Consider the following 22,229-nt stretch of genomic DNA (forward strand, 5'->3'; position numbering starts at 1 on the left):
TGAGGCATATGAATTCATTTAAAACCGTAAAAAAGCAGACCCCTAAAGCCGTACTGATCTTGAGTAGCTTACTCTTAGGCACGCCTTGGTTGAGCCATGCCCAACTGGCGAGCACACAAGAGCCCGTGGCGACCGAAGCTGCAGTAAATTCTGCAACAGCGCCTAAAAATAATTCGTTAAATCAAGTAAAAACCTACACTTGCCCTATGCATCCCGAAGTGCTCAGCCATGAGCCTGGTCGCTGCCCTAAGTGCAATATGTTTTTAGTTGAGAAACAAGATACCGCAAACGCTGCGGCCGAGCATGCGCAGCATCAAGCCGCAGATCACCAAACCTCTGAGCATGGGCAAACCTTGGCAGCGAAAGCTTCGAGTCAGGTATTCGACACCCCAACACCTAAGGCCGACAGTTTAGTCAAAGCTCAAAACCACGTGACAACAATCAAGTACGTTTGCCCTATGCATGCCCACATTATCAGTGACGTACCCGGCACTTGCCCTATCTGCGGCATGAACTTAGAAAAAGTCGAAACGGGCGGCAATACCCAAGAAATCAATATCAATGTTTCCGGCAGTATGCAGCAAGCACTGGCACTCAAAGTCGCCAAGGTTGAACGCGACACACTGTGGAAATTTGTCGAAACCGTCGGTCAAATCGATTACGACGAAAGCCAGATCACCCATATCCATGCCCGCGTCACTGGCTGGATTGAAAAACTGATGATCAAATCCGTGGGCGATACCGTTAAGAAAGACCAGCTTATCTACGAGATCTATTCCCCCGATTTAATTAACGCCCAAGATGACTACCTGCTCGCCATGGACACCGCCAAAGCAAACGGCCAAGGCCGCTACAAAGATTTGGTGCGCAATGCGGGTTTACGCTTATCTTTCCTTGGTTTTAACGACAGGCAAATCAAACAATTAGCAGAGTCACATCAAACCCAGTATCGCGTACCTTTCTACGCCAAAGAGGATGGCATAGTTAAAGCCCTCGACGTTCGTGATGGCATGTACATTCAGCCTTCGACCGAAGTCATGTCCCTAGTGGATCTCTCTAAGGTATGGGTGATTGCCGATGTATTCGAGAATGAGCAAAGCTGGATTGCTAAAGGTCAAAAGGCCGAAATTGCCGTTCCCGCCATGAATATCAGTGGCATCGAAGGCACGATCGATTATATCTACCCTGAGCTTGACCCAGTCACTCGCAGCCTGCGAGTACGAGTGGTTCTCAACAATGCCGACGTAGATTTAAGACCTAAAACCCTCGCGAAAGTCTCGCTATTCGGTGGCCCGAATAAAGATGTGCTCGTGATCCCGCAGGAAGCTTTAATTCAGACGGGTAAAGAAAACCGCGTGATCGTCAAACAAACCGATGACAGCTTTACCGCCAAGGCCGTCACAGTCGGCATGATGAGCCAAGGTAAAGCCGAGATTATTTCAGGCCTGAATGAAGGTGAACGTGTGGTGATTTCGGGGCAATTCTTACTCGACTCCGAAGCCAGTCTCAAGGGCAGCTTAATGCGTTTAAGCAGCGGTCATCAGCACTAGGAGCGCGTTATGTTGAAATATATTATCGAGGCGTCAATCAGGCAGCGATTGATGGTGTTGATTATCGCCATCATGATCACAGTTTGGGGCGTGCAGGAGCTGCGCAAAACGCCGCTTGATGCGCTGCCGGATTTATCCGACGTACAAGTGATCATTAAAACCCCTTACCCGGGCCAAGCGCCTAAATTGGTTGAAGAACAAGTGACTTACCCCTTGTCGACCGCCATGTTAGCCGTACCTGGCGCCAAAACCGTACGTGGTTATTCCATGTTCGGCGACTCCTATGTGTATGTGATTTTTGAAGATGGCACAGATATCTACTGGGCGCGCTCACGGGTACTCGAGTACCTGAGTCAAATTAGCAGCCGTTTGCCCCAGGGCGTACAACCTTCACTCGGTCCCGATGCATCCGGTGTCGGTTGGGTGTATGAATATGCGCTGGTCGATCGTTCTGGCAATTTAGATTTATCGCAACTCAAAAGTCTGCAGGATTGGTATCTCAAGCTAGAGCTGCAAAGCGTGGCAGGCGTGTCTGAAGTTGCCACCGTCGGCGGCATGGAGCAAACCTATCAGATAGTGCTTGAGCCCGATAAAATGGCGATCTATAAACTCGATATCGCCAGCATTAAACAAGCGATCGATAAAGCTAATAGCGAAGCTGGCGGCTCAGTGATCGAAATGGCCGAAGCCGAATACATGGTGCGCGCCAAAGGCTATCGCCAGACGCTAGAGGATTTTCGTGAAATTCCCCTTGGTATCACCAGCCCTTCTGGTACAGGTTTATTACTCAAAGATGTCGCCACTGTGCGCAAAGGCCCAGCCTCACGCCGCGGCATAGCCGAACTCGACGGTGAAGGTGAAGTCGTTGGCGGAATTGTGGTGATGCGTTACGGCGAAAACGCCTTAGCGACGATAGATGCGGTGAAAGCTAAACTCGAAGAACTCAAAGCGGGCCTGCCCGATGGGGTTGAGATTATCCCAACCTATGACAGATCCCACTTGATTCTTAAGTCCGTCGACAACTTGTTTAGCAAGGTCGTCGAAGAAATGTTGGTGGTTGGCTTAGTCTGCTTACTGTTTTTGCTGCATGCGCGCTCCACACTCGTGGCCGTGATAACCCTGCCGCTATCCATCCTTATCGCTTTTATCGTGATGAATAAGATGGGTGTGAACGCCAATATCATGAGCCTTGGCGGCATCGCCATTGCTATCGGCGCCGTGGTGGATGGCGCGATTGTGATGATCGAAAACCTGCACAAACATTTAGAACATTTCAAAGCCGAACATGATCGCGAACCCGATACTAAGGAGCATTGGCGCATCGTCACCGAAGCGTCGATTGAAGTCGGCCCTGCGTTATTTTTCTCATTGATTATTATCACCTTAAGCTTTGTGCCTGTGTTCGCACTCGAAGCGCAGGAAGGTCGATTATTCGCGCCACTGGCCTACACTAAAACTTTCGCCATGGCAGCGGCGGCCTTTTTATCGATCACCTTAGTGCCGATTTTGATGGGTTACTTTATTCGCGGCAAAATTCCCAGCGAACGCAGCAATCCCCTCAGTCGCTTCTTGATCGCGCTTTACCAACCTTCGCTCAAACTGGTGCTTAAATTTCCTAAAGTCACCCTGATGTTAGCGTTAGTCGCGCTGGCCAGTGCTTGGTATCCCATGACCCGCATGGGTAGTGAGTTTATGCCCGCCCTTGAAGAAGGCGATTTGCTCTACATGCCAACGGCATTGCCCGGTATCAGTGCAAGTAAAGCCGCCGAAGTCTTGCAGCAAACCGACCGCTTGATTAAAACCGTGCCCGAAGTGGCTCGCGTGTTTGGTAAGGTAGGCCGCGCCGAAACCGCGACCGATCCCGCGCCGCTGACAATGCTTGAAACCACTATCATGCTCAAACCCCATGAGGAATGGCGTGAAGGCATGACCTTAGATGGCATCATTGCCCAACTACAGCAAACCGTCAAAGTACCAGGACTCACCAATGCTTGGGTACAACCCATCAAAACCCGTATTGACATGCTCTCGACGGGGATAAAAACCCCCGTCGGCATTAAGATCACTGGTGCCGATGTCAACGAGCTGCAAAGCATAGGAGCTAAGATAGAAGCCATTCTCAGCAAAGTGCCACACACAAAATCAGCCTATGCTGAACGCAGTGGTGGCGGGCGTTATATAGATATCACTCCCAAACTAGATGTCGCCGCACGTTACGGTATGACGTTGCAGGATATTCAAGATGTCGTGCGTTACGCCATTGGCGGTATGGATATTGGCGAGTCGGTACAAGGGGCCGAGCGCTATCCCATCAACTTACGTTATCCCCGTGAGCTACGCGATAATATCGAAAAGCTGCGCGAACTCCCTGTGATCACTAAATCGGGAAATTATCTACCACTGCGAAATTTAGCGGATATAGAAATCACCGATGGCGCACCTATGCTCACCAGTGAAAACGGTCGCTTAATCTCTTGGGTGTTTATCGATATTGAAGGCACGTCTATCGGCGAATATATTACGACCGCCAAGCAAGCTTTAAATGACGAACTCAAGGTGCCCCCGCGCTACAGCTACACTTTTGCAGGGCAGTACGAATATATGCAGCGGGTAGATGCAAAACTTAAGCAAGTGATCCCTATGGCATTAGCCGTCATCTTCATCCTGTTGATGATGACCTTTGGCTCCACCATTCAGGCCAGTATTATCATGCTCAGCCTCCCCTTCGCGTTGGTCGGCAGCACTTGGCTGTTATACCTACTGGATTACAACATCTCAGTGGCAGTCGCCGTCGGTATGATTGCCTTAGCAGGTGTCGCAGCCGAGTTTGGGGTAGTAATGCTGGTGTATCTCAATAACGCCATCAAGCACAGACAAGAGAAAGATAATTACCACAGCGTCAGCGACTTAAAAGAAGCGTTAATGGAAGGTGCCGTTATGCGGATCCGCCCCAAAGCCATGACAGTAGCGACCATCTTCTTCGGCCTACTCCCCATTATGTGGGGTGCAGGATCGGGTAACGATGTGATGCAGAAAATTGCCGCACCTATGGTCGGCGGCATGGTTACGGCCCCATTACTGTCACTGTTTGTACTACCCGCGCTTTATTTACTGATTTACTCGCGTAAATTAAAGAAAGACGCAGTTCAGTAATAACACATACATAAAAAATCCCCCAAACCGAAATAGTCTGGGGGATTTTTTATTCAACGGTCTTTAAAGAGAGTTATTTATTCGTGTTAACAAACAAAGGGTTAGAATAGAACCACAGGTCGTTATAGTTACGATCATTAATCTTGTTATACCAAGCCTGAACCGATTCATCTTCGGCTTGATTAATCACAGCTGATTTTAAAGGATTACCTTTTTCCGTCAGGTTAGCTTGGTTGTAATCTAAATTAGTCCCACGCAAACGGAAGTATTGATGCTGATCCGCAATAAAACTGTAACTCATGCTGTAGTAGCCATCGGCATCTTTATGCCAGTCAGCACTGGTAAAAGTTTTAACAACTAAGGTTGAATCGTTTGTTTCCTTTTCAAATGCCGTTGTACCCGCTTCAGCACGCGGACCCACATTACCTGCGATCAAATCGATGTGGTGTACACCAGGGTTAATGCCGGCATAAACTTCATTACCTATATCCGACTCTTTATTATTCAAGGCCGGACTTTTAAAGCGAATAGTGAGCGTTAACTTGTCGCCCGCTTTCGCTACCAAGGTTTGCCCCATAGTGACACTATTCTTATTGCTACTTTCAAGCTTAAAATCCAAGGCATCAATCAAATCGCCAAACACAGAAAAGCTATTACCTGAGCGTAACCCCTTCAAAAGCGCCGTGGTATCTTGACCATCGACCCAAGTGTAGCTTTTCGCATATTCACCGGGATAATAACTACTTGCATAAGGTGGGCGCGTTTTGAAATGGATATCTGAGTTACCCATATTCCAGATCTGGCGACCTTCGCCTAACAGCGCATCCCACCAACCGCCGACCTGCGCTACCACAGGGTCGACTCCACCATATACACCGCTACTGCGCTCAGCATAATCGCCGCGATTACCGCTAAATTGTCCGCCAACCAGACCTTCAACTAAAAAGAAGACATTGGGTGCAGCATCATTCAGTTCCCTTACATCTTTAATGGTATAGCTGGTTAAATAGCGACGAGGATGATTTAACATCCCATAGCTGCTATCGGGATAATGAGTCTCTAGCCATTTCAACGCCGCAACGGCATCTTCATGAGTCTGGTTTTGACGGGTATAACCCGCTGCAGTCCAAGCGGCGATATCTTGGGGATCAAAGTCTGCAATATCATTTTTACTACTAAATCTGTACTCGAAGGTTTTAATCGCCGACAAGACTTTAGCTTCATCACCTAAAATACCGATATTAAAGTGCTCATGGGTTGGCATATCCCACTCGAAACTCGAATAGGCAATTTTGCCCTCATAGTTAGGCATGGCCTTTTTTAGACCAGGCATTTCATACTGAGTTAATGCGTCGTAATAAAGCAAACCACCTACGTCGTTATCATCATTATCTTGACTGTTATTACGCATATGATTCGATAAGGAAACATAGTCTAAACCGAAGTCATCAAAGGCCCACTTCAGAATATCAGACTGGGTTTCGCGAGCATCCTGCGAAACCGCGGTGTGTACATGTAAGTCACCTTTTAACCAACGCCCAGTTGGTTCAATCGGTATAGGATTAGTATCGTCAGAGTCAGAATTACAACCCGATAGCACCACAAGAGACGATAACAAAACAGCATTTAGATTGATTACCTTACGCACGAATAACCTCTTTATATTCACAAGTAGAAACCTGAATATAAGTCGAATGCATGACATCATAATTACATGAGTATTCGCTATCCATAAAATAAGCCTCTAAGTTTATAGCGCTTATGTGTACCATTGACTCAGTGCCACACAAAATTGACTCAATTCACTGCCGTAGGAAGGATCCCATCACATGACCAAGTCATTTTGTTTAACCATCAGCCGGATATGGCCGCAAGCACTTTCCCTTAAAACCCCATCACGTGCGTTACTTGCCGCATTCGGTTTATGCTCTGCGCTCATCATTACAGCACCCACCTTTGCCGCATCTGCAACTGGTGAATTCGTTGCCGACAAACGCTGTGAGCTATTTCAATCGAAAAATAAGCAGACGAATCCAGACCAATGGCAGAGCAATATTGGTGAGCGCTACCCTGTACTTGAAATCCTCGGCAATAGCGCTAAACCTGATTGGCTAAGAGTGCGCACCAATGCGGTGAAGTCTCCCATGCGTTGGATCAGCGGCGATTGTGGTCAATATCTATCTAATGTTGCTGACAGTAATTTATCAACACCTGCAACGGCGGCGGAACCAGCGCAAACCACCACGGCATCGGACATCAAAGCAAAAAGCCGAGATAGCCTTAAAGAGCATGGTACCCCAGAGAAACGCCAAGGGAATCAATGTCAAATAGGTGGCGAATTCGATGCTAACGTGCTCGCATTAAGCTGGCAAAGCACCTTTTGTGAACTCTATGGCCGCCGTAAAGCCGAATGCCGCGCCCTCAGCCAAACGCCAGAATCGAGCCAATGGCAACACTTCAGCCTGCACGGACTGTGGCCGAATAAACAACAATGCGGCACACGTTATGGCTATTGCAGCACAGTCAAACTGCAGCCGAATGATTTCTGTACTTATCCTGAGCTTGAACTGAATCCATCGGTGCGCAAAAATTTAGAAGAAGTCATGCCGAGCGCCCAATATGGCACCTGTTTAGAGCGCCACGAATGGTGGAAACACGGCACTTGCCGTAGCCAAGACCCTAACGAGTACTTTTTATTGGCAACCCAGCTGACCCAAGCGGTCAATGCCTCGGCATGGGTACAAAAATTTATTCATGACAACATAGGTAAGAGTGTCAGTAAAAGTGAGTTAAACCAAAGTTTTGATAGCAGTTTCGGACAAGGTGCTCACGCTAAAATGAGCCTAGAATGTGGCAAGGGATTACTGAGTGAAATCCGCATTAACTTGCCCGAGGTCATTAAAGCCTCAGACTCCTTGCCTAGCCTACTCGCCAAAGCTAACAAGGCAGGCAGAGGCTCCTGCCCTGAGACAATCATGATTGATAATGCTAATTAAACAAATGGTTATACGAATAAAAATGGCGACTAAGTGTCGCCGTTTTTAATCTTAAATGTGACTCGTCCTAAATATGGCCTTACATCTGATTAAGCTTGATCACCGCAAAGGTGGCGCCTTGGGCGTCGGCTATTACAGAGAATCTGCCCACATCGGGGATATCACTGGGCGGAATACACACTTGCGCGCCTAACGCTTGGGCTTTTTCTGCAAATGCATCGCAATCGGCTACTGCAAAATAAAGCAACCAATGGGGAGAGATGTCGCCCCATTCGGGCATGATGGTCATCATGCCGCCGATGGATTGACCATCAACTTGCCACTCAGAGTATTCGATGTCCGGCATGTCGCTGGGCGAGTTAGTCCAAGGGAATATTTTGCAGTAAAAGGCTTCTTCAGCACGTGGTTCTTTACATGCCAGCTCAACCCAGCAAAGGGTATTGAGTTCACCCTGACGGCGAGCACCGATATGATTCTTCGCTTGCCACAGCGCAAAACGTGCGCCTTGCGGATCGCTCACCTGCGCCATCACCCCAGCATCTCCCACAATATGCGGCCCCATGTGCACTTGGCCACCCGCCGCTTGAATCGCTGCAATGCTGGCATCCATATTATCAACGGCAAAGTAGACACGCCAATGGCTAGGGATCTGCGACTCTGACTCGGGAATTTGGTACATGGCACCTAAATCATCCCCCGCTAAATTGAATAGCGAAAAATGACCTTCTGGGATTGGCATGTCTACTGAATCCCAACCAAATAACGTTTGGTAGAATGTTTTAGCAGCTTGCCAATCGTGGCTTGCGAGTTCAACCCAACATGCATGTCCTTGTGCGTACTGAGTAATTTTCATCATTGGCTCCTTCGTTTTTACAATCATTCGAGTTAAGCCTGAGTTCGGGCTTCTGTCCAGTGTCCAGATAAAAAAGATCTGCAGGATTAAAACTCAATCGCTAAATACAAAAAAGCCCTCACGCAGAGGGCTTAAATCATCGAAACAAATTAGGAATATTGCGGCAGTAAATTTGCCATCGCGAGCAAATGACAAGCACCCGTGACTATGCCAAATAACACCACAAGAATAATCAGCGGCGTACCGCCTATCACTCTAAAACCTGTGCTCTCGGGGAATAGCTGCCGCGATTTATAGGCCATCAGTGCGGGGACGATTACCGCCCACACTGTTGCCGCTAATGCCGCAAAGCCAATCGCCACTAAAAAGCCGTCGGGGAACAGTAATCCTAAAATCGTCGGCGGCACAAAGGTCACTAACGCGGTTTTCATCCGGCCCGAGCGCGAATCGTCAAAACCAAACAAGTCGGCGAGATAATCAAACAAACCTAAGGTCACCCCTAAGAAAGATGAAGCCACGGCCAAGTTAGCAAACAGCGTTAACATACTGTTCAACCAGCTACTCGCCATCACCTCAGACAAAGCGCCCACCAAGACCCCCATATTGCCGCCTTGGGCAATAATGTCGATAAACTGGCTGCGGGGAATATTGCCCATAGTCGCCACTAACCAACAAGCATAAATCACCAGCGCGATAAAGGTACCGACGAAAATCGCCTTGATAATGGTGGTGGAATCTTTGCCGTAATACTTCACTAAGCTGGGAACGTTACCATGGTAACCAAAGCTGGCAAGACCAAAGGGTAGCGCCGCCCACAGATAAGGTGAAAAGCTATTATTACCATCGGGTTCGAGCAACTTAGTCACATCAATTTCGATCAATAAATTGCCGATCGCGAGGAAGAAGGTAATGATCATACCGCCGAGCATAATCGTGGTAATCCGATCCACGGCTTTAGTACTGATCAACACTATGCTCGCCAATACTATGGCAAACACCAGCCCTGCCACACTTTGCGGTAACTCAATTCCCATGCCCTGCAAGCTGTGATTCACAATCGAACCACCGCCGCTGATATAGGCATAGGTCAAAATATACAACACAAAAGCGATAGAAACGCCGTTCACTATCCGCCAAAACTGCCCAAGAGTTTGCTTGCTTAAGGTATCGAAGCTAGCACCTGGTTCGAAATGTAAATTGGTTTCGAGCAACAATAAGCCCGACATCAACATGCAAAACCAAATACCCAATAACATTAAAATCGAATAGCCAAACCACATACCTGCACCGACCACGGGCAGAGAAAACATCCCAGCACCTACGGTCGTGCCAGCAATAATCATGGCACCACCAAGCAAGGACTTACCTGCGGGCTTATGCTTAGCCGCATTCATATGATTTGCCATTAAACTGTGTGCTCCGCGGTGACACTCGCCACTATCGTTTGTCTCACTGACGGACGTAATAAGCTATTGGCCTGATCTCGTATGCGATTGATATTGGACTTATCTTCACTATCCGCCAGATATCCCAATTCTTTGAGCTTCACGCTCAAAGTACCGTAGAGTTTTTTATCGTAGAACTCAGGCGCGGTAATGCCATGTAAAGCCCCTAAACGCTGGGCAAGTAAATGGCTCTCAGACTCAAGTTCTGAGCGCTCCATCTTAGGTCTGTTCGCTAACAGATTGAAAATAATAGCGTAGCGTTGCAGAGTTTCACTCACTGAACTGGCTAACAACAATAATTGGCTTGAGTGCTCAGGCACGACAGCTAAAGTATCTGTCTCAACCACTAAACCTTGCCCAATCAGGAAATCCAGCACTTGCTCAACATAGGCTGGTAAGTCTTTAATTCCCATGAAGAGTTCGGCTTTCAGCAGTGGATAAAAATCGGCAACGATTGAAACCACTTGCTGGCGCAGGATCTGTTCATTATGGGTTAAACAACTCGCAATTAATGAAGGAACAATAAATAAGTGAATGATATTGTTACGATAGTAAGTCATAGACACAGCCTGACTCGCTTCGATAGACACTATTTCCCCTAAAGGATCGGCACTAACAACAAACTTGTTCAGCTCTAAACCTTGCTGCACTAAATGCTTACCATCACCTTCGGCAACAGATGTATAAGAAGTGTAAGGCACTTTTTTGAGTAGGGTCAGATACAAATCAAGCTGACGCTCCAGCAGACTACGTTCTAAGGCGTTTTGATCTGTCGCCAGTAAGACTAAGCTAGTCAAAGTCACAGAACTCGCGGCTGCGGCATCATTGATACGCGTCATCACCCGATTAGCCAGCACGTTTACCGCTGGCGTTAACCAACTTGGTTTCTGCTCGGGATCATCGGCCAACTCAGCACGCCAGTTTGGCGCACGCTCATTTAAGAAATTTTGCAGGGTAATAGGCTCGCCAAAATTCACGTAACCTTGGCCAAAATTACCTAATTTGCGAATGGCACCGAACACCTGCCACACAGATTCTTTTTTCTTTTTCTTACCGCTTAACTCTTTATGGTAAGTCGCCACTTCCATCACATGGTCATAGCCTAAATACACAGGCACAAGTGTGACAGGACGTTCAATACCGCGCAGTACGCTGTTCATCGTCATGGCGATCATGCCAGTTTTCGGCGCCAACAGACGGCCAGTACGTGAACGGCCGCCTTCGGAGAAGTATTCCACCGAATAACCTTTAGCAAACAGCTGGTCTAAATACTCACGAAATACTGCGGTGTATAGCTTGTTGCCATTAAAACTACGGCGGATAAAGAAGGCACCACCGCGACGGAACATAGGTCCCGCGGGCCAGAAATTGAGGTTAATGCCGGCAGCAATGTGCGGCGGAACCATGCCTTGATAATACAAAATATACGATAACAGCAGGTAATCCATGTGGCTGCGATGGCAAGGCACATAAACAATCTCGTGGCCATCGTGGTGTAACTGCCGAACTTGCTCGGCGCCTTTAATGTTGATCCCGCTGTAAAGCTTGTTCCACAGCCAAGTTAAAAAACGCTCGGCAATACGCACTAAACTGTCTGAGTAATCGGCAGCGATTTCATCGAGATACTCAATAGCCGTCTCGCGCGCTTGGGTCTCAGAAATCTTTTTACTAGCGGCCTCTTCTTGAATCGCTTTGCGCAGCGACTCAGATTTGAGTAACGAATGAAACAGTGCTTGGCGGTTTGGCAGCACAGGCCCTGTCATTACCTTACGTTGACGACGGAAATGCACGCGCGCAACCCGTGCTAACTTATGGGCAATCCCCATGTCGGTGCCATGTTCGTCAGCCATGTAACGCAGGGATACGGCATTCGAAAACTGCACGAAGTTATGTCGACCTAAGAACAGAATCATCAAGCACTTGCGTAGCCAAGTCGGGTTTTCCCGCTCAAATACGGCCGCCTTCATAGTGTCGTCTTCTTTCCCTGGCGTGCGACCCCAATACAAGCTCACGGGCACCAGTTGAATATCCAATTCAGGACGTTCCTTATGCACGGCTAACAAACGCATAAAGCATTCGAGGAAAGGCTCATTACCAGCACGTTCGCCAAACAGTGGCTTACGTCCTTGAAGACAGACAACCCGAGGCGCAGTCACACCATTAGCCACTAGAGGCTCATAAGGGCTTGGTAAACCTAACTTAGCCGTTATTTCGCTCAAAGCAGCTATGTCACTGAGAGATTCTGTTTTCATCACATAAACAAGGGGTCTGGAAGCATCCAGATTCAGATCGGCAAAGGGATCCTGAGGTACCACAATAGTGTGCACTAAGTGTTTTTGGATCCAACGTAATGATTTCAACCAAAGAGAGTCGTGTTTAGGCATTATTCTTATGCAATTAAGTGCGTTTACTAGCCCGATAGAATACCAGACTATAGGTAATATTCGCTAATTCTCTCCAACATAGCTAAAAAGTGGTTAATACTTGCGCTGCAAATAATACTGTATATACTAACAGTAACTGTATAGAAAAACAGGAAACACCATGAGACCTTTGACGCCACGCCAAGCTGAAATTTTAGAGCTAATTAAACGAAATATTGCCGATACTGGCATGCCACCCACTCGGGCAGAAATCGCAACCCGTTTAGGTTTTAAGAGCGCCAATGCGGCTGAAGAACACCTTAAAGCGTTGGCGAAAAAGGGCTGCATTGAGATCATGCCAGGCACATCTCGGGGCATTCGTCTACCTGCGGAAATCGAAGATTTGACTGAAACAGGTTTACCGCTCATCGGCCAAGTGGCCGCGGGTGAACCTATCCTCGCCCAAGAACATGTTGAACAGTACTACCAAGTCGACCCAAGCATGTTCCATCCCGCCGCCGATTTTTTACTGCGAGTAAAAGGCGACAGCATGAAAAATATCGGCATTCTCGAAGGTGATTTGCTGGCAGTTCATAAAGTAGAACAAGCTAGAAATGGTCAAGTGGTTGTCGCTAGAGTCGATGACGATGTCACTGTTAAACGTTTCGAAAAAAAAGGTAATGTGGTCTATCTACATGCCGAAAATGAAGATTACTCCCCGATTAAAGTGGATTTAGGCTTCCAAAGTTTAACAATTGAAGGACTCGCCGTCGGTGTGATCCGTAATGGAGATTGGCTATGAATAAACTACTTGGCAATGCCCCCCGCCATCCGGGCTTGTGGCTCGATGAAGTCCGTGATGCCGACTATGACTGGCACCATGCGCCTATCGCCTGTATGCCAACCAAGACTCAAGGTCGCCAAGAATTAATTCATCTGAGTGCACAACTCGCTCAGTTAAGCCAACAGGGCCGTTGGTTAGTGCTCATCAACCCTCCAAGTATTGGCTACAAGCAAATGCTCGCCAGCGCAGGTGTGCGTATGGATAGAGTTTTGCTGGTACATGCTAAAGATGAAGTCGAAACCCTGTGGGCGATGGAAAAAGCCCTGACAAGTGGTACGTCCAGTGCAGTCATTACTTGGACTCAATCATTGGATGCGCGGGATAATCGACGCCTACAAATCGTGGCTAAAAGTGCCAGAGCTATGGGCATAGTGCTTGAAGACGTAAACAGTCACTTACATGCAGACGTACGTATTGAGCAAGGCAATCTCTTCGGTCAGCAATCTTTTTTTAGCGCTGTACACTAAATATTCATTTAATTTTTTACCTTGAAAGCCGCCTCACCTATGAATGTGAGGCTTTTTTTTGGCAATTTTTCAGATAATTAGATAAATAAGTGATCTTGATCAATATTTAAACAGCAAGTATGGTTGGTTAAGTTGGTGATGATATATCACCCACCGTGGTCAATGAATCGAGTATTTATCGAACTCGAAGCGCCACTAAAAATAGAGAACAGATTTATTTCAGCAGTATGTGCCAGCGTGGCTAATTACCAGCAGTAACAATACTTGATTAAAAGTAACAGCCGCCAACGCACGTTGAAGTCAAAAAAGCTTTTTTGGGAACTGAAGAGTTTGCATAGAGTTGAGACTTACTGTGTTGCTCTTCTTTGTAGTTGCTATTCGCAATTGGCAGAGGAGAAGTCTTGTGAAGCAATTGTTGTATTGTTTACTCGTGGTGCTTTTCGCACCACCGTTGACCGCCGCGGACATGCGGTTCAACATGACCCCTGGCGTGACCGAGATCAGTGGCAAGGTTTATCACTTGCACATGACCATCTTGTATATCTGCTGCGCAATAGGCCTAGTGGTCTTTGGCGTCATGATTTACGCCATGATCAACCACAGAAAATCCAAAGGCGCTGTCGCGTCCCACTTTCACGAAAGCACTAAAGTTGAAATCGCTTGGACGATTCTGCCATTTATCATTTTGATCTTAATGGCGATTCCAGCGACAAAAACTTTAATCGCAATGGAAGATCCCAGCAACGCCGATCTCACCGTAAAAGTCACGGGTTCCCAATGGAAATGGCATTACAGCTATTTCGATCAAGATATTGATTTTTATAGCATACTGACAACACCCAGAGCACAAATCGAAGGCACCGAAACCAAGGGTGAAAACTATCTATTGGAAGTCGATAAACCGCTCGTTCTACCGATAAACCGCAAAATCCGCTTTCTGATGACTTCAGAGGATGTCATCCATTCTTGGTGGGTGCCCGCCTTTGCCATTAAGAAAGATGCCAATCCAGGATTTATCAATGAGGCCTGGACTCGCATCGACAAACCCGGCATTTACCGTGGTCAATGCGCCGAGCTCTGCGGTAAAGACCATGGTTTTATGCCTATCGTAGTACAAGCGTTACCCGAAGCCGAGTTTGAGGCTTGGGTCACAGAGCAGAAACAAGCCGCAGGTGCTGCGGCTGAAGCCGCTCAAGCCGCTTTATCACAAACCCTAAGTAAAGAAGAGTTGATGACTCAAGGTGAACAAGTTTACCTAGGGCACTGCGCAGCCTGCCACCAGCCCAATGGCGAAGGGTTGCAAGGCGTATTTCCGCACCTTAAAGGTAGCCCGATTGCAACGGGACCACTCAGCGGCCACCTTGAAATCGTGCTCAACGGTAAAACGGGTACTGCCATGCAAGCGTTTAGTAAGCAATTGACCGCACAAGAAATCGCGGCAGTGACTACCTACGAGCGTAATGCTTGGGGCAATAATACTGGCGATGCAGTGCAAGCCAAAGACGTCAACGAGTACATGAACGGCAATTCTGCACAAACATCCGCCGCGGTACCAAGCAGTACAACCCCGACACCCGCACCTGCAGACGTCTCAGCTGCAGTCGATCCCGCAAGCCTCCCCACACTCAGCCATGACGCCCTCATGGCCGAAGGTGAAACTGTCTACGCGACCTTCTGTGCTGCCTGCCATCAAGTGACAGGTGCAGGAATACCACCCGCCTTCCCCGCGCTAGTGGGTAGTGCTATCGCCATTGGACCAGTCGCCAATCACATCGATATTGTGATGCTCGGTAAAACAGGCACGGCTATGCAGGCATTTGGCAAACAGCTTAGCCCACAGCAACTTGCAGCAGTCATTACCTATGAACGCAATGCTTGGGGCAACAATACCGGCGATACAGTGCAACCTGCTGATATCGCAAGTCATGGACAGTAGGGGATAATGATGAGCACAACGACTCAAGATCAAACCGCAGCCCATGATGACCATCATCATGGTGCGCCAAAGGGCATCATGCGCTGGCTGCTAACCACCAACCATAAAGACATAGGTACTTTGTATTTATGGTTCAGCTTCATTATGTTCTTAACTGGTGGCGCTATGGCCATGGTGATCCGCGCTGAACTCTTTCAACCTGGATTACAATTGGTCGAACCCAACTTTTTCAACCAAATGACAACTGTTCATGGGTTGATCATGGTATTCGGCGCGGTAATGCCGGCCTTTACAGGGCTAGCTAACTGGCTGATCCCTATGATGATAGGGGCGCCCGATATGGCGCTGCCACGGATGAATAACTGGAGTTTTTGGATACTCCCCTTCGCCTTTACTATCCTTCTCAGTTCGCTATTTATGGAAGGTGGCGGACCTAACTTTGGTTGGACCTTCTACGCGCCACTGTCTACCACTTATAGTCCAGATAGCACGGCGCTCTTTGTATTTTCTATTCACATCATGGGGATAAGTTCGATCATGGGCGCAATCAACGTGATTGTGACCATAGTGAATTTACGCGCGCCAGGCATGACATGGATGAAGTTACCATTGTTTGTGTGGACTTGGCTTATCACGGCATTCCTACTGATCGCGGTTATGCCCGTACTCGCGGGCGCTGTGACTATGGTGCTGACCGATAAGTTTTTCGGCACGAGTTTCTTCGATGCGGCTGGCGGCGGCGATCCTGTGATGTTCCAGCATATTTTCTGGTTCTTCGGCCACCCTGAAGTTTACATCATGATCTTGCCGTCCTTTGGCATCATCTCTGCCATAGTCCCAGCCTTCAGTCGTAAACCCTTATTTGGCTATGCATCCATGGTTTATGCTACGGCTAGTATTGCAATTCTGTCGTTCCTCGTGTGGGCGCACCATATGTTCACCACAGGTATGCCAGTGTTTGCCGAGCTGTTTTTCATGTATTGCACTATGTTGATTGCAGTGCCAACTGGAGTGAAAGTGTTTAACTGGGTTGCCACTATGTGGCGCGGCTCACTCAGTTTCGAAACGCCCATGCTGTTTGCTGTAGCCTTTATCATACTCTTCACTATTGGCGGTTTTTCGGGATTAATGCTCGCCATTACACCCGCCGACTTCCAGTACCACGATACTTATTTTGTTGTGGCACATTTCCATTATGTACTCGTAACTGGTGCGATTTTCTCCATCATGGCAGCGGCCTATTACTGGCTACCTAAGTGGACGGGACACATGTACAACGAACGACTGGGACAATGGCATTTCTGGTGCTCGGTGATTTCAGTCAATGTGCTATTTTTCCCGATGCATTTCCTTGGGCTGGCAGGAATGCCAAGGCGTATCCCTGACTACTCGATTCAATTTGCCGATGTTAATCAAATCGTCTCGATTGGTGGGTTCGCCTTCGGCTTATCGCAATTGATTTTCTTAGTATTAGTAATTAAGTGCATCCGTGGCGGCGAAAAAGCCCCCGCTAAACCTTGGGAAGGTTCCGAGGGTTTAGAGTGGACATTGCCAAGCCCTGCACCTTACCACTCCTTCACGACACCACCTGAGGTGAAATGAAATGGCAACCCAACACCAGCAAGATAAACCTAAGTCAAATCGTAAACTTATCATCATGTTAGTTATCGGCTGTATTGGAATGTTTGGCTTTGGATTCGCGCTGGTGCCGCTCTACGATGTGTTGTGCGAGCAACTCGGTATCAATGGAAAACCCTCCAATACCGCGAGTAGTTATCAAGCAATCACAGTAGATACAAGCCGAATAGTGACTGTGGAATTTATTTCTCAGGTACAAACAGGCATGCCATGGACATTTGCGCCACAAACCAAACGGCTCGAAGTTCACCCTGGCGAGCTAATTCATACGGCATTTTTGGCGCGCAATATGTCCGCTAAAGCAACGATTGGCCAAGCGATACCTTCAGTTTCGCCCGGCCAAGGTGCCGCTTATTTCAATAAAACAGAATGCTTTTGCTTTAATCAACAACCATTAGCGGCGGACACTAGCGCTGAGCTGCCGCTCATTTTCTATGTGGATCCTCAGTTACCTGAGTCTATCCACACTCTGACCCTCTCTTACACTCTCTACGACATTACCGACAAGCAGTTAGCGTCTGCCATAGAGCAAGGAGCTGCAAAATGACAACGAAACATCAGACTTACTACGTTCCATCCCAAAGTGTCTGGCCTATTGTAGGTGCCATTGGCTTGTTCTTAATCGCCTCTGGTGCAGGCCTTTTCGTGCAACAGTTGAAATCAGGTGCATCCGGTGGCGGTTATGTGCTGCTGGTTGGGATCGCTGTGATCCTATTCATGCTGGTGGGTTGGTTTAGAACCGTGATCCAAGAGTCGATGGCAGGGCTCTATTCTAGCCAAATGGATCGATCGTTTCGCCAAGGTATGAGCTGGTTTATTTTTTCGGAAGTCATGTTTTTCGGGGCTTTTTTCGGGGCACTATTTTATGCCCGCATGTTCGCAGTGCCTTGGCTCGGTGGCGCATCGAATAATGCCATGACCCACGAAGTGCTCTGGCCTCAGTTTGAAGCTATTTGGCCGCTAATTACTACGCCAGATGGCACTAAAACCCAAGCTATGCCATGGACTGGACTGCCATTAATCAACACTATCGTACTGCTAACCTCCTCAGTTACCTTACATTTCGCCCATGTCAGCCTAGAAAAAGGTAAACGTTCTGCCATTACTCTCTGGCTTGGTATCACCATACTCTTAGGGATGGGGTTCCTTGCCTTGCAGGCTGAAGAGTATATCCACGCCTATCAGGAGATGGGACTCACCTTAACCTCGGGGATTTATGGCAACACCTTCTTCCTGTTAACTGGCTTTCACGGCATGCATGTCACACTGGGGACGCTCTTTTTATTCGTGTTGTTTTTCAGAGTGTTGAAGGGGCACTTTAGCGCAGATAAACATTTTGCGTTCCAAGCGGGGAGTTGGTATTGGCACTTTGTGGATGTGGTCTGGCTGTGTTTGTTTATTTTCGTTTACGTTCTCTAGTGCTTTAGTAAGGCGTGGGATTGGGGCTAATTAACCCAGTCCCTAAGGCCACCAGCAATAACAAGATAACGAGCACGGAGAAAATCACTCGCCGCCCAAGATAACGGCTCATAGGCACTTTTTCATCACCTTTCACCAGAATAAACAAGGCGCGACCTAGATTAAAAATGATGAATAGCAACAGCAGAACTAAGACCAACTTAAAAATGAACAGGCTATTCATACAATATCCTCATGTTCTGCTGAATAAATTAACGGTTTTTCTACTGATATTGACTGTGGCTGTATTAACTATATTGGTCAAGTTGGGTTTATGGCAGTTAGCCCGTGGTGAAGATAAAACGACGCTTTTAGCCCAGATGGAAGCAAGGCAAGCTTTGCTGCCATTAAATTTTGAGCAGCTCCAACTCAAGGTCGGCAAAGAAGGTGTGACTGGTTATCGACTGCAAGTACGCGCCACTCCCGCAAGCTCACAAATCTGGCTGCTGGATAATCAAATCTATCAAGGTCAAGTGGGCTATTTAGCCTTCCAACCATTGCAAGTAGAAGTTGAAAAACCTTGGTTGCTGGTCGAGTTAGGCTTTGTTGCCTCAGGCTCCCATCGGGATGAGTTACCCCACATCACTCCCCTAAGCGGGGCATTAAATATCGAAGGCAGGCTTTATCAAAAGCAAATCAATCCCTTGAGCCAAGCTTTAATGGCAGAAACAGGGACAAGTATTCGCTTTCAAAATTTAAATATGCCCGAAATGGCTAAGGTATTAGGGCACCCAGTGTTACCTGTCGTGTTGCAACCAGAGCAATTACCTTCCCTCACATTGCCCCATCCTTGGCAACCTTTCCCACTGTCGGCACAAAAACATTGGGGCTATGCGTTGCAGTGGTTTTCGATGGCAGCCGTATTTGCAGGGCTAATGCTGTGGCAAGGGATTAAATATGTAAAACGCCATAGCGCCCAAACAGTCGCAAACTCAAGGAGCAAATAGGGAAATTCGTACCATACTTAGCAAGACACCAATAAAACTAAATAAATATAAAACAATAAATTAGGGATAATTTGAATGAGAGGAGCAAGCATGAACTCCCAGAACAAATCTAAACACAAAGCATTAGGGCTATTACTGCTGGCGTTTATTGCACCCGTAATGATTGCTAAGCTAGTGCTGAGCCTCAATTTATACCATGGCGGTGCCACCAATCATGGCGAGCTGATCAGTCCCGAAACCAGCTATGCCAGCCTTGGGGTTGAAAATTCTAATCCCAAAGAATGGCAGCTACTGTATTTATTGCCCGCCAAATGCAACGATGCTTGCCGTGAACGCCTGTATATTTTGCGCCAAAGCCACACAGCGCTAGGGCCAGATCAGGCGCGAGTAGAACCGCTCATCCTCACTCATCCCGACAGCGATATTAACGCCTTAAGCACCTTTAACTTCAATACTCGTCCCGCCAATGCAGGCTTAAGCAAATGGTTAGATGAACAGCAGCTAATCATAGTCGATCCCTTAGGCAGCTTAGTCCTGCGCTACCCTCAAGTGCAGGGCAAAGAAGCACATTTAGCTCAAGGCAAGGCGCTGATTGCGGATCTGCGTAAGTTGTTAAAACTGTCGAGGGTAGATTGATGCAACTAACTTGGCTCCTACGCTTAACCTTAGTCTTTACCCTATTGGTGATTTTAATGGGCGCTTATACTCGCCTATCGGATGCAGGGCTCGGCTGCCCCGATTGGCCAGGCTGCTACGGCCATATTAAAGTGCCCACCCAAGACCATGAAATCGCCCATGCGCAAACTATATTCCCAGATCACGATATCAATCCAGAGAAAGCTTGGCTGGAAATGATCCACAGATATATCGCAGGCGGGCTTGGCTTACTGGTGTTGTTCATCTTAATTTTGTGCTTAAAAACACCGGAAGCACCCAAAAAGTTGCCGATCATCATAGTGCTGCTGATCCTCTTTCAAGGAGCGCTAGGCATGTGGACTGTGACTATGAAACTCATGCCAATAATTGTGATGTCGCATCTTATTGGTGGCTTTAGCCTAATCTCACTGCTGTTACTCCTTTACCTGCGAACCCGACCTCGGCGTATATTTAATAGCGAAACCCATACTCGACATCTCGCACCGTTAGCATTGGTGAGCCTATTCGTCCTTGTGGGTCAGATTATGTTGGGCGCTTGGACATCATCGAATTATGCGGCGCTCGCCTGCACCTCTTTACCTATCTGTGAAGGAAATTGGGTAGATAACTTAGCAATAGCCGAGGCATTTTCACCGTTCCAAGGCCAACACCCTAGCTTCGAATTTGGGGTGCTCGATTACCCTGCACGAATGACTATCCACGTAGCCCACAGAATTGGCGCTATCGTCACTGCCAGCTTGTTACTCGTGCTCGCCTACCGATTATTTGTGGGCGCTACGGGACTTAAGGCTTTAAGCCTTTTATTAGTGGGGCTAGTCATACTACAAGTGAGCTTAGGTATTTCTAACGTAGTGATGCATTTACCACTCGGTATTGCCGTGTCTCACAACGGTGGTGCGGCACTACTGCTACTGACCTTAGTCACAATCAACTATTTTTTATGGCGCAAAGCATAAGCGAGGGATCCAAGATGGCAAAACCACTCTCAATCACCAGTAGCCTGCCCACTTTCAGCGTAACATGGCGCGCCTATTTTGAAATGACCAAACCTAAAGTAGTCGCACTGATGCTGCTCACTGTCTTAGTCGGCATGTGTCTTGCTGTGCCCCATGCGGTCCCCGTTCAACCTTTAATCGCCGGTATGCTGGGTATTGCTATGATGGCGGGTTCAGCGGCGGCGCTCAATCATCTGATCGATCGCCGTATTGATGGCTTAATGGCGCGCACCTACAATCGCCCATTGCCTAAGGGACGCATTTCGGCCACCCGCGCGTTAATTTTCGCCGCTAGCTTAGGTAGTTTTGGCTTTATCGTCTTATATTCCTTAGTCAATCCACTCACAGCTTGGCTGACCTTTGCCAGCCTGATTGGCTATGCCTTGGTTTATACTGCCTATTTGAAACGCGCAACATCACAAAATATTGTGATCGGCGGCCTTGCGGGAGCCATGCCACCCCTGCTGGGATGGACGGCAGTGACGAACGAATTTCACGGCCATGCGTTATTGCTAGTGATCATCATTTTTACGTGGACGCCGCCACATTTTTGGGCACTGGCCATTCACAGACGCGCCGAATATGCCAAAGTAGATATTCCCATGCTACCAGTCACCCACGGTGTCGAATTTACGAAAACCTGCATCTTGCTCTACACAGTATTGCTGGCGATTGCTTGCCTGTTACCTGTGCTGGTTGGTATGTGTGGGCCAGTGTATTTCGTCAGCTCGAGTTTACTCAGTACGGGATTTATCTATAAAGCATGGCAACTTAAATATCGGGATCATGATGGCTTGGCGATGCAAGTGTTCCGCTTCTCTATCTACCATTTAATGTTGTTATTTATGGCATTACTGCTAGACCACTATTTGTGGAACTAGTGTATGGAACGAGTTTGTCGCGCTAACCTGTATTTATGGAGCGAAT

Annotated in this window: 18 protein-coding genes; 13 read left to right on the forward strand and 5 right to left on the reverse strand. The window is 47.7% G+C overall.

From position 1 onward, the window contains the following. Positions 1 to 8: 8 nt before the first annotated feature. Positions 9 to 1,550 (forward strand): efflux RND transporter periplasmic adaptor subunit, encoded by a 1,542-nt coding sequence (locus RA178_RS21255; RefSeq protein ID WP_263208725.1) that lies wholly within the window; start codon positions 9 to 11, stop codon positions 1,548 to 1,550. Positions 1,551 to 1,559: 9 nt separating this feature from the next. Beyond that, the gene (locus RA178_RS21260; protein WP_306683784.1) at positions 1,560 to 4,703 is read left to right on the forward strand and encodes an efflux RND transporter permease subunit; all 3,144 of its coding nucleotides are present in this window, start codon (positions 1,560 to 1,562) and stop codon (positions 4,701 to 4,703) included. 73 nt (positions 4,704 to 4,776) lie between these two features. On the opposite strand, the gene RA178_RS21265 is transcribed toward RA178_RS21260, so the two are convergent. Further along, positions 4,777 to 6,351 (reverse strand): CehA/McbA family metallohydrolase domain-containing protein, encoded by a 1,575-nt coding sequence (locus tag RA178_RS21265; RefSeq protein ID WP_306683786.1) that lies wholly within the window; start codon positions 6,349 to 6,351, stop codon positions 4,777 to 4,779. A 181-nt stretch (positions 6,352 to 6,532) separates the two neighbouring features. On the opposite strand from RA178_RS21265, the gene RA178_RS21270 reads away from it, so the two are divergent. Then, a complete protein-coding gene (locus tag RA178_RS21270) occupies positions 6,533 to 7,699 on the forward strand; it encodes a ribonuclease T2 family protein (protein WP_306683788.1) in 1,167 nt (388 codons plus the stop codon). Positions 7,700 to 7,778: 79 nt separating this feature from the next. Here the strand turns inward: RA178_RS21270 and RA178_RS21275 are convergent, their stop codons facing one another. The 3 genes from RA178_RS21275 to plsB all read right to left on the reverse strand — a co-directional run bounded on the left by RA178_RS21275 (position 7,779) and on the right by plsB (position 12,381). Next, positions 7,779 to 8,552: a VOC family protein gene (locus RA178_RS21275; protein ID WP_306683790.1), complete on the reverse strand. Its 774-nt coding sequence runs from the start codon at positions 8,550 to 8,552 to the stop codon at positions 7,779 to 7,781. Positions 8,553 to 8,701: 149 nt separating this feature from the next. Then, positions 8,702 to 9,958: a tryptophan permease gene (gene mtr, locus RA178_RS21280; RefSeq protein WP_012588833.1), complete on the reverse strand. Its 1,257-nt coding sequence runs from the start codon at positions 9,956 to 9,958 to the stop codon at positions 8,702 to 8,704. Continuing rightward, positions 9,958 to 12,381 (reverse strand): glycerol-3-phosphate 1-O-acyltransferase PlsB, encoded by a 2,424-nt coding sequence (gene plsB, locus RA178_RS21285; RefSeq protein ID WP_105250638.1) that lies wholly within the window; start codon positions 12,379 to 12,381, stop codon positions 9,958 to 9,960. The genes mtr and plsB overlap by 1 nt, the downstream gene beginning before the upstream one ends. A gap of 160 nt (positions 12,382 to 12,541) precedes the next feature. On the opposite strand from plsB, the gene lexA reads away from it, so the two are divergent. From lexA to RA178_RS21315, 6 genes are all read left to right on the forward strand, one after another. After that, positions 12,542 to 13,162: a transcriptional repressor LexA gene (lexA, locus tag RA178_RS21290; protein ID WP_105250639.1), complete on the forward strand. Its 621-nt coding sequence runs from the start codon at positions 12,542 to 12,544 to the stop codon at positions 13,160 to 13,162. Next, positions 13,159 to 13,671 (forward strand): cell division inhibitor SulA, encoded by a 513-nt coding sequence (locus RA178_RS21295; RefSeq protein ID WP_131524817.1) that lies wholly within the window; start codon positions 13,159 to 13,161, stop codon positions 13,669 to 13,671. The genes lexA and RA178_RS21295 overlap by 4 nt, the downstream gene beginning before the upstream one ends. 403 nt (positions 13,672 to 14,074) lie before the next feature. Beyond that, positions 14,075 to 15,607 (forward strand): cytochrome c oxidase subunit II, encoded by a 1,533-nt coding sequence (gene coxB, locus RA178_RS21300; RefSeq protein ID WP_306683793.1) that lies wholly within the window; start codon positions 14,075 to 14,077, stop codon positions 15,605 to 15,607. A gap of 9 nt (positions 15,608 to 15,616) precedes the next feature. Continuing rightward, a complete protein-coding gene (gene ctaD, locus RA178_RS21305) occupies positions 15,617 to 17,209 on the forward strand; it encodes a cytochrome c oxidase subunit I (protein ID WP_105250642.1) in 1,593 nt (530 codons plus the stop codon). Position 17,210: 1 nt separating this feature from the next. Continuing rightward, the gene (locus tag RA178_RS21310; protein WP_306683795.1) at positions 17,211 to 17,792 is read left to right on the forward strand and encodes a cytochrome c oxidase assembly protein; all 582 of its coding nucleotides are present in this window, start codon (positions 17,211 to 17,213) and stop codon (positions 17,790 to 17,792) included. Next, a complete protein-coding gene (locus tag RA178_RS21315) occupies positions 17,789 to 18,664 on the forward strand; it encodes a cytochrome c oxidase subunit 3 (RefSeq protein WP_173248218.1) in 876 nt (291 codons plus the stop codon). The genes RA178_RS21310 and RA178_RS21315 overlap by 4 nt, the downstream gene beginning before the upstream one ends. Before the next feature lie 4 nt (positions 18,665 to 18,668). Here RA178_RS21315 and RA178_RS21320 read toward each other — a convergent pair whose 3' ends face one another. Further along, a complete protein-coding gene (locus RA178_RS21320) occupies positions 18,669 to 18,887 on the reverse strand; it encodes a DUF2909 family protein (RefSeq protein ID WP_173248220.1) in 219 nt (72 codons plus the stop codon). On the opposite strand from RA178_RS21320, the gene RA178_RS21325 reads away from it, so the two are divergent. The 4 genes from RA178_RS21325 (at position 18,886) to cyoE (ending at position 22,183) form a co-directional block, all read left to right on the forward strand. Further along, the gene (locus tag RA178_RS21325) at positions 18,886 to 19,650 is read left to right on the forward strand and encodes an SURF1 family protein (RefSeq protein WP_173248753.1); all 765 of its coding nucleotides are present in this window, start codon (positions 18,886 to 18,888) and stop codon (positions 19,648 to 19,650) included. The two genes, RA178_RS21320 and RA178_RS21325, sit on opposite strands and share 2 nt — an antisense overlap. A gap of 90 nt (positions 19,651 to 19,740) precedes the next feature. Continuing rightward, on the forward strand, positions 19,741 to 20,286 hold the full coding sequence (locus RA178_RS21330; protein ID WP_173248222.1) for a redox-active disulfide-containing membrane protein: 546 nt from the start codon (positions 19,741 to 19,743) through the stop codon (positions 20,284 to 20,286). Continuing rightward, positions 20,286 to 21,263: a COX15/CtaA family protein gene (locus tag RA178_RS21335; RefSeq protein ID WP_306683798.1), complete on the forward strand. Its 978-nt coding sequence runs from the start codon at positions 20,286 to 20,288 to the stop codon at positions 21,261 to 21,263. Before RA178_RS21330 ends, RA178_RS21335 begins: the two co-directional genes overlap by 1 nt. 14 nt (positions 21,264 to 21,277) lie before the next feature. Then, positions 21,278 to 22,183: a heme o synthase gene (gene cyoE, locus RA178_RS21340; protein WP_173248226.1), complete on the forward strand. Its 906-nt coding sequence runs from the start codon at positions 21,278 to 21,280 to the stop codon at positions 22,181 to 22,183. Positions 22,184 to 22,229 lie beyond the last annotated feature (46 nt).

The organism is Shewanella oncorhynchi (genome assembly GCF_030848765.1).
Classification (GTDB): domain Bacteria; phylum Pseudomonadota; class Gammaproteobacteria; order Enterobacterales; family Shewanellaceae; genus Shewanella; species Shewanella oncorhynchi.

Coding starts and splice junctions, on each gene's coding strand:
- RA178_RS21255 (WP_263208725.1), top strand. CDS start 9: ATGAATTCATTTAAAACCGTAAAAAAGCAGACCCCTAAAGCCGTACTG.
- RA178_RS21260 (WP_306683784.1), top strand. CDS start 1,560: ATGTTGAAATATATTATCGAGGCGTCAATCAGGCAGCGATTGATGGTG.
- RA178_RS21270 (WP_306683788.1), top strand. CDS start 6,533: ATGACCAAGTCATTTTGTTTAACCATCAGCCGGATATGGCCGCAAGCA.
- RA178_RS21275 (WP_306683790.1), bottom strand. CDS start 8,552: ATGAAAATTACTCAGTACGCACAAGGACATGCATGTTGGGTTGAACTC.
- mtr (WP_012588833.1), bottom strand. CDS start 9,958: ATGGCAAATCATATGAATGCGGCTAAGCATAAGCCCGCAGGTAAGTCC.
- plsB (WP_105250638.1), bottom strand. CDS start 12,381: ATGCCTAAACACGACTCTCTTTGGTTGAAATCATTACGTTGGATCCAA.
- lexA (WP_105250639.1), top strand. CDS start 12,542: ATGAGACCTTTGACGCCACGCCAAGCTGAAATTTTAGAGCTAATTAAA.
- RA178_RS21295 (WP_131524817.1), top strand. CDS start 13,159: ATGAATAAACTACTTGGCAATGCCCCCCGCCATCCGGGCTTGTGGCTC.
- ctaD (WP_105250642.1), top strand. CDS start 15,617: ATGAGCACAACGACTCAAGATCAAACCGCAGCCCATGATGACCATCAT.
- RA178_RS21310 (WP_306683795.1), top strand. CDS start 17,211: ATGGCAACCCAACACCAGCAAGATAAACCTAAGTCAAATCGTAAACTT.
- RA178_RS21315 (WP_173248218.1), top strand. CDS start 17,789: ATGACAACGAAACATCAGACTTACTACGTTCCATCCCAAAGTGTCTGG.
- RA178_RS21320 (WP_173248220.1), bottom strand. CDS start 18,887: ATGAATAGCCTGTTCATTTTTAAGTTGGTCTTAGTTCTGCTGTTGCTA.
- RA178_RS21330 (WP_173248222.1), top strand. CDS start 19,741: ATGAACTCCCAGAACAAATCTAAACACAAAGCATTAGGGCTATTACTG.
- RA178_RS21335 (WP_306683798.1), top strand. CDS start 20,286: ATGCAACTAACTTGGCTCCTACGCTTAACCTTAGTCTTTACCCTATTG.
- cyoE (WP_173248226.1), top strand. CDS start 21,278: ATGGCAAAACCACTCTCAATCACCAGTAGCCTGCCCACTTTCAGCGTA.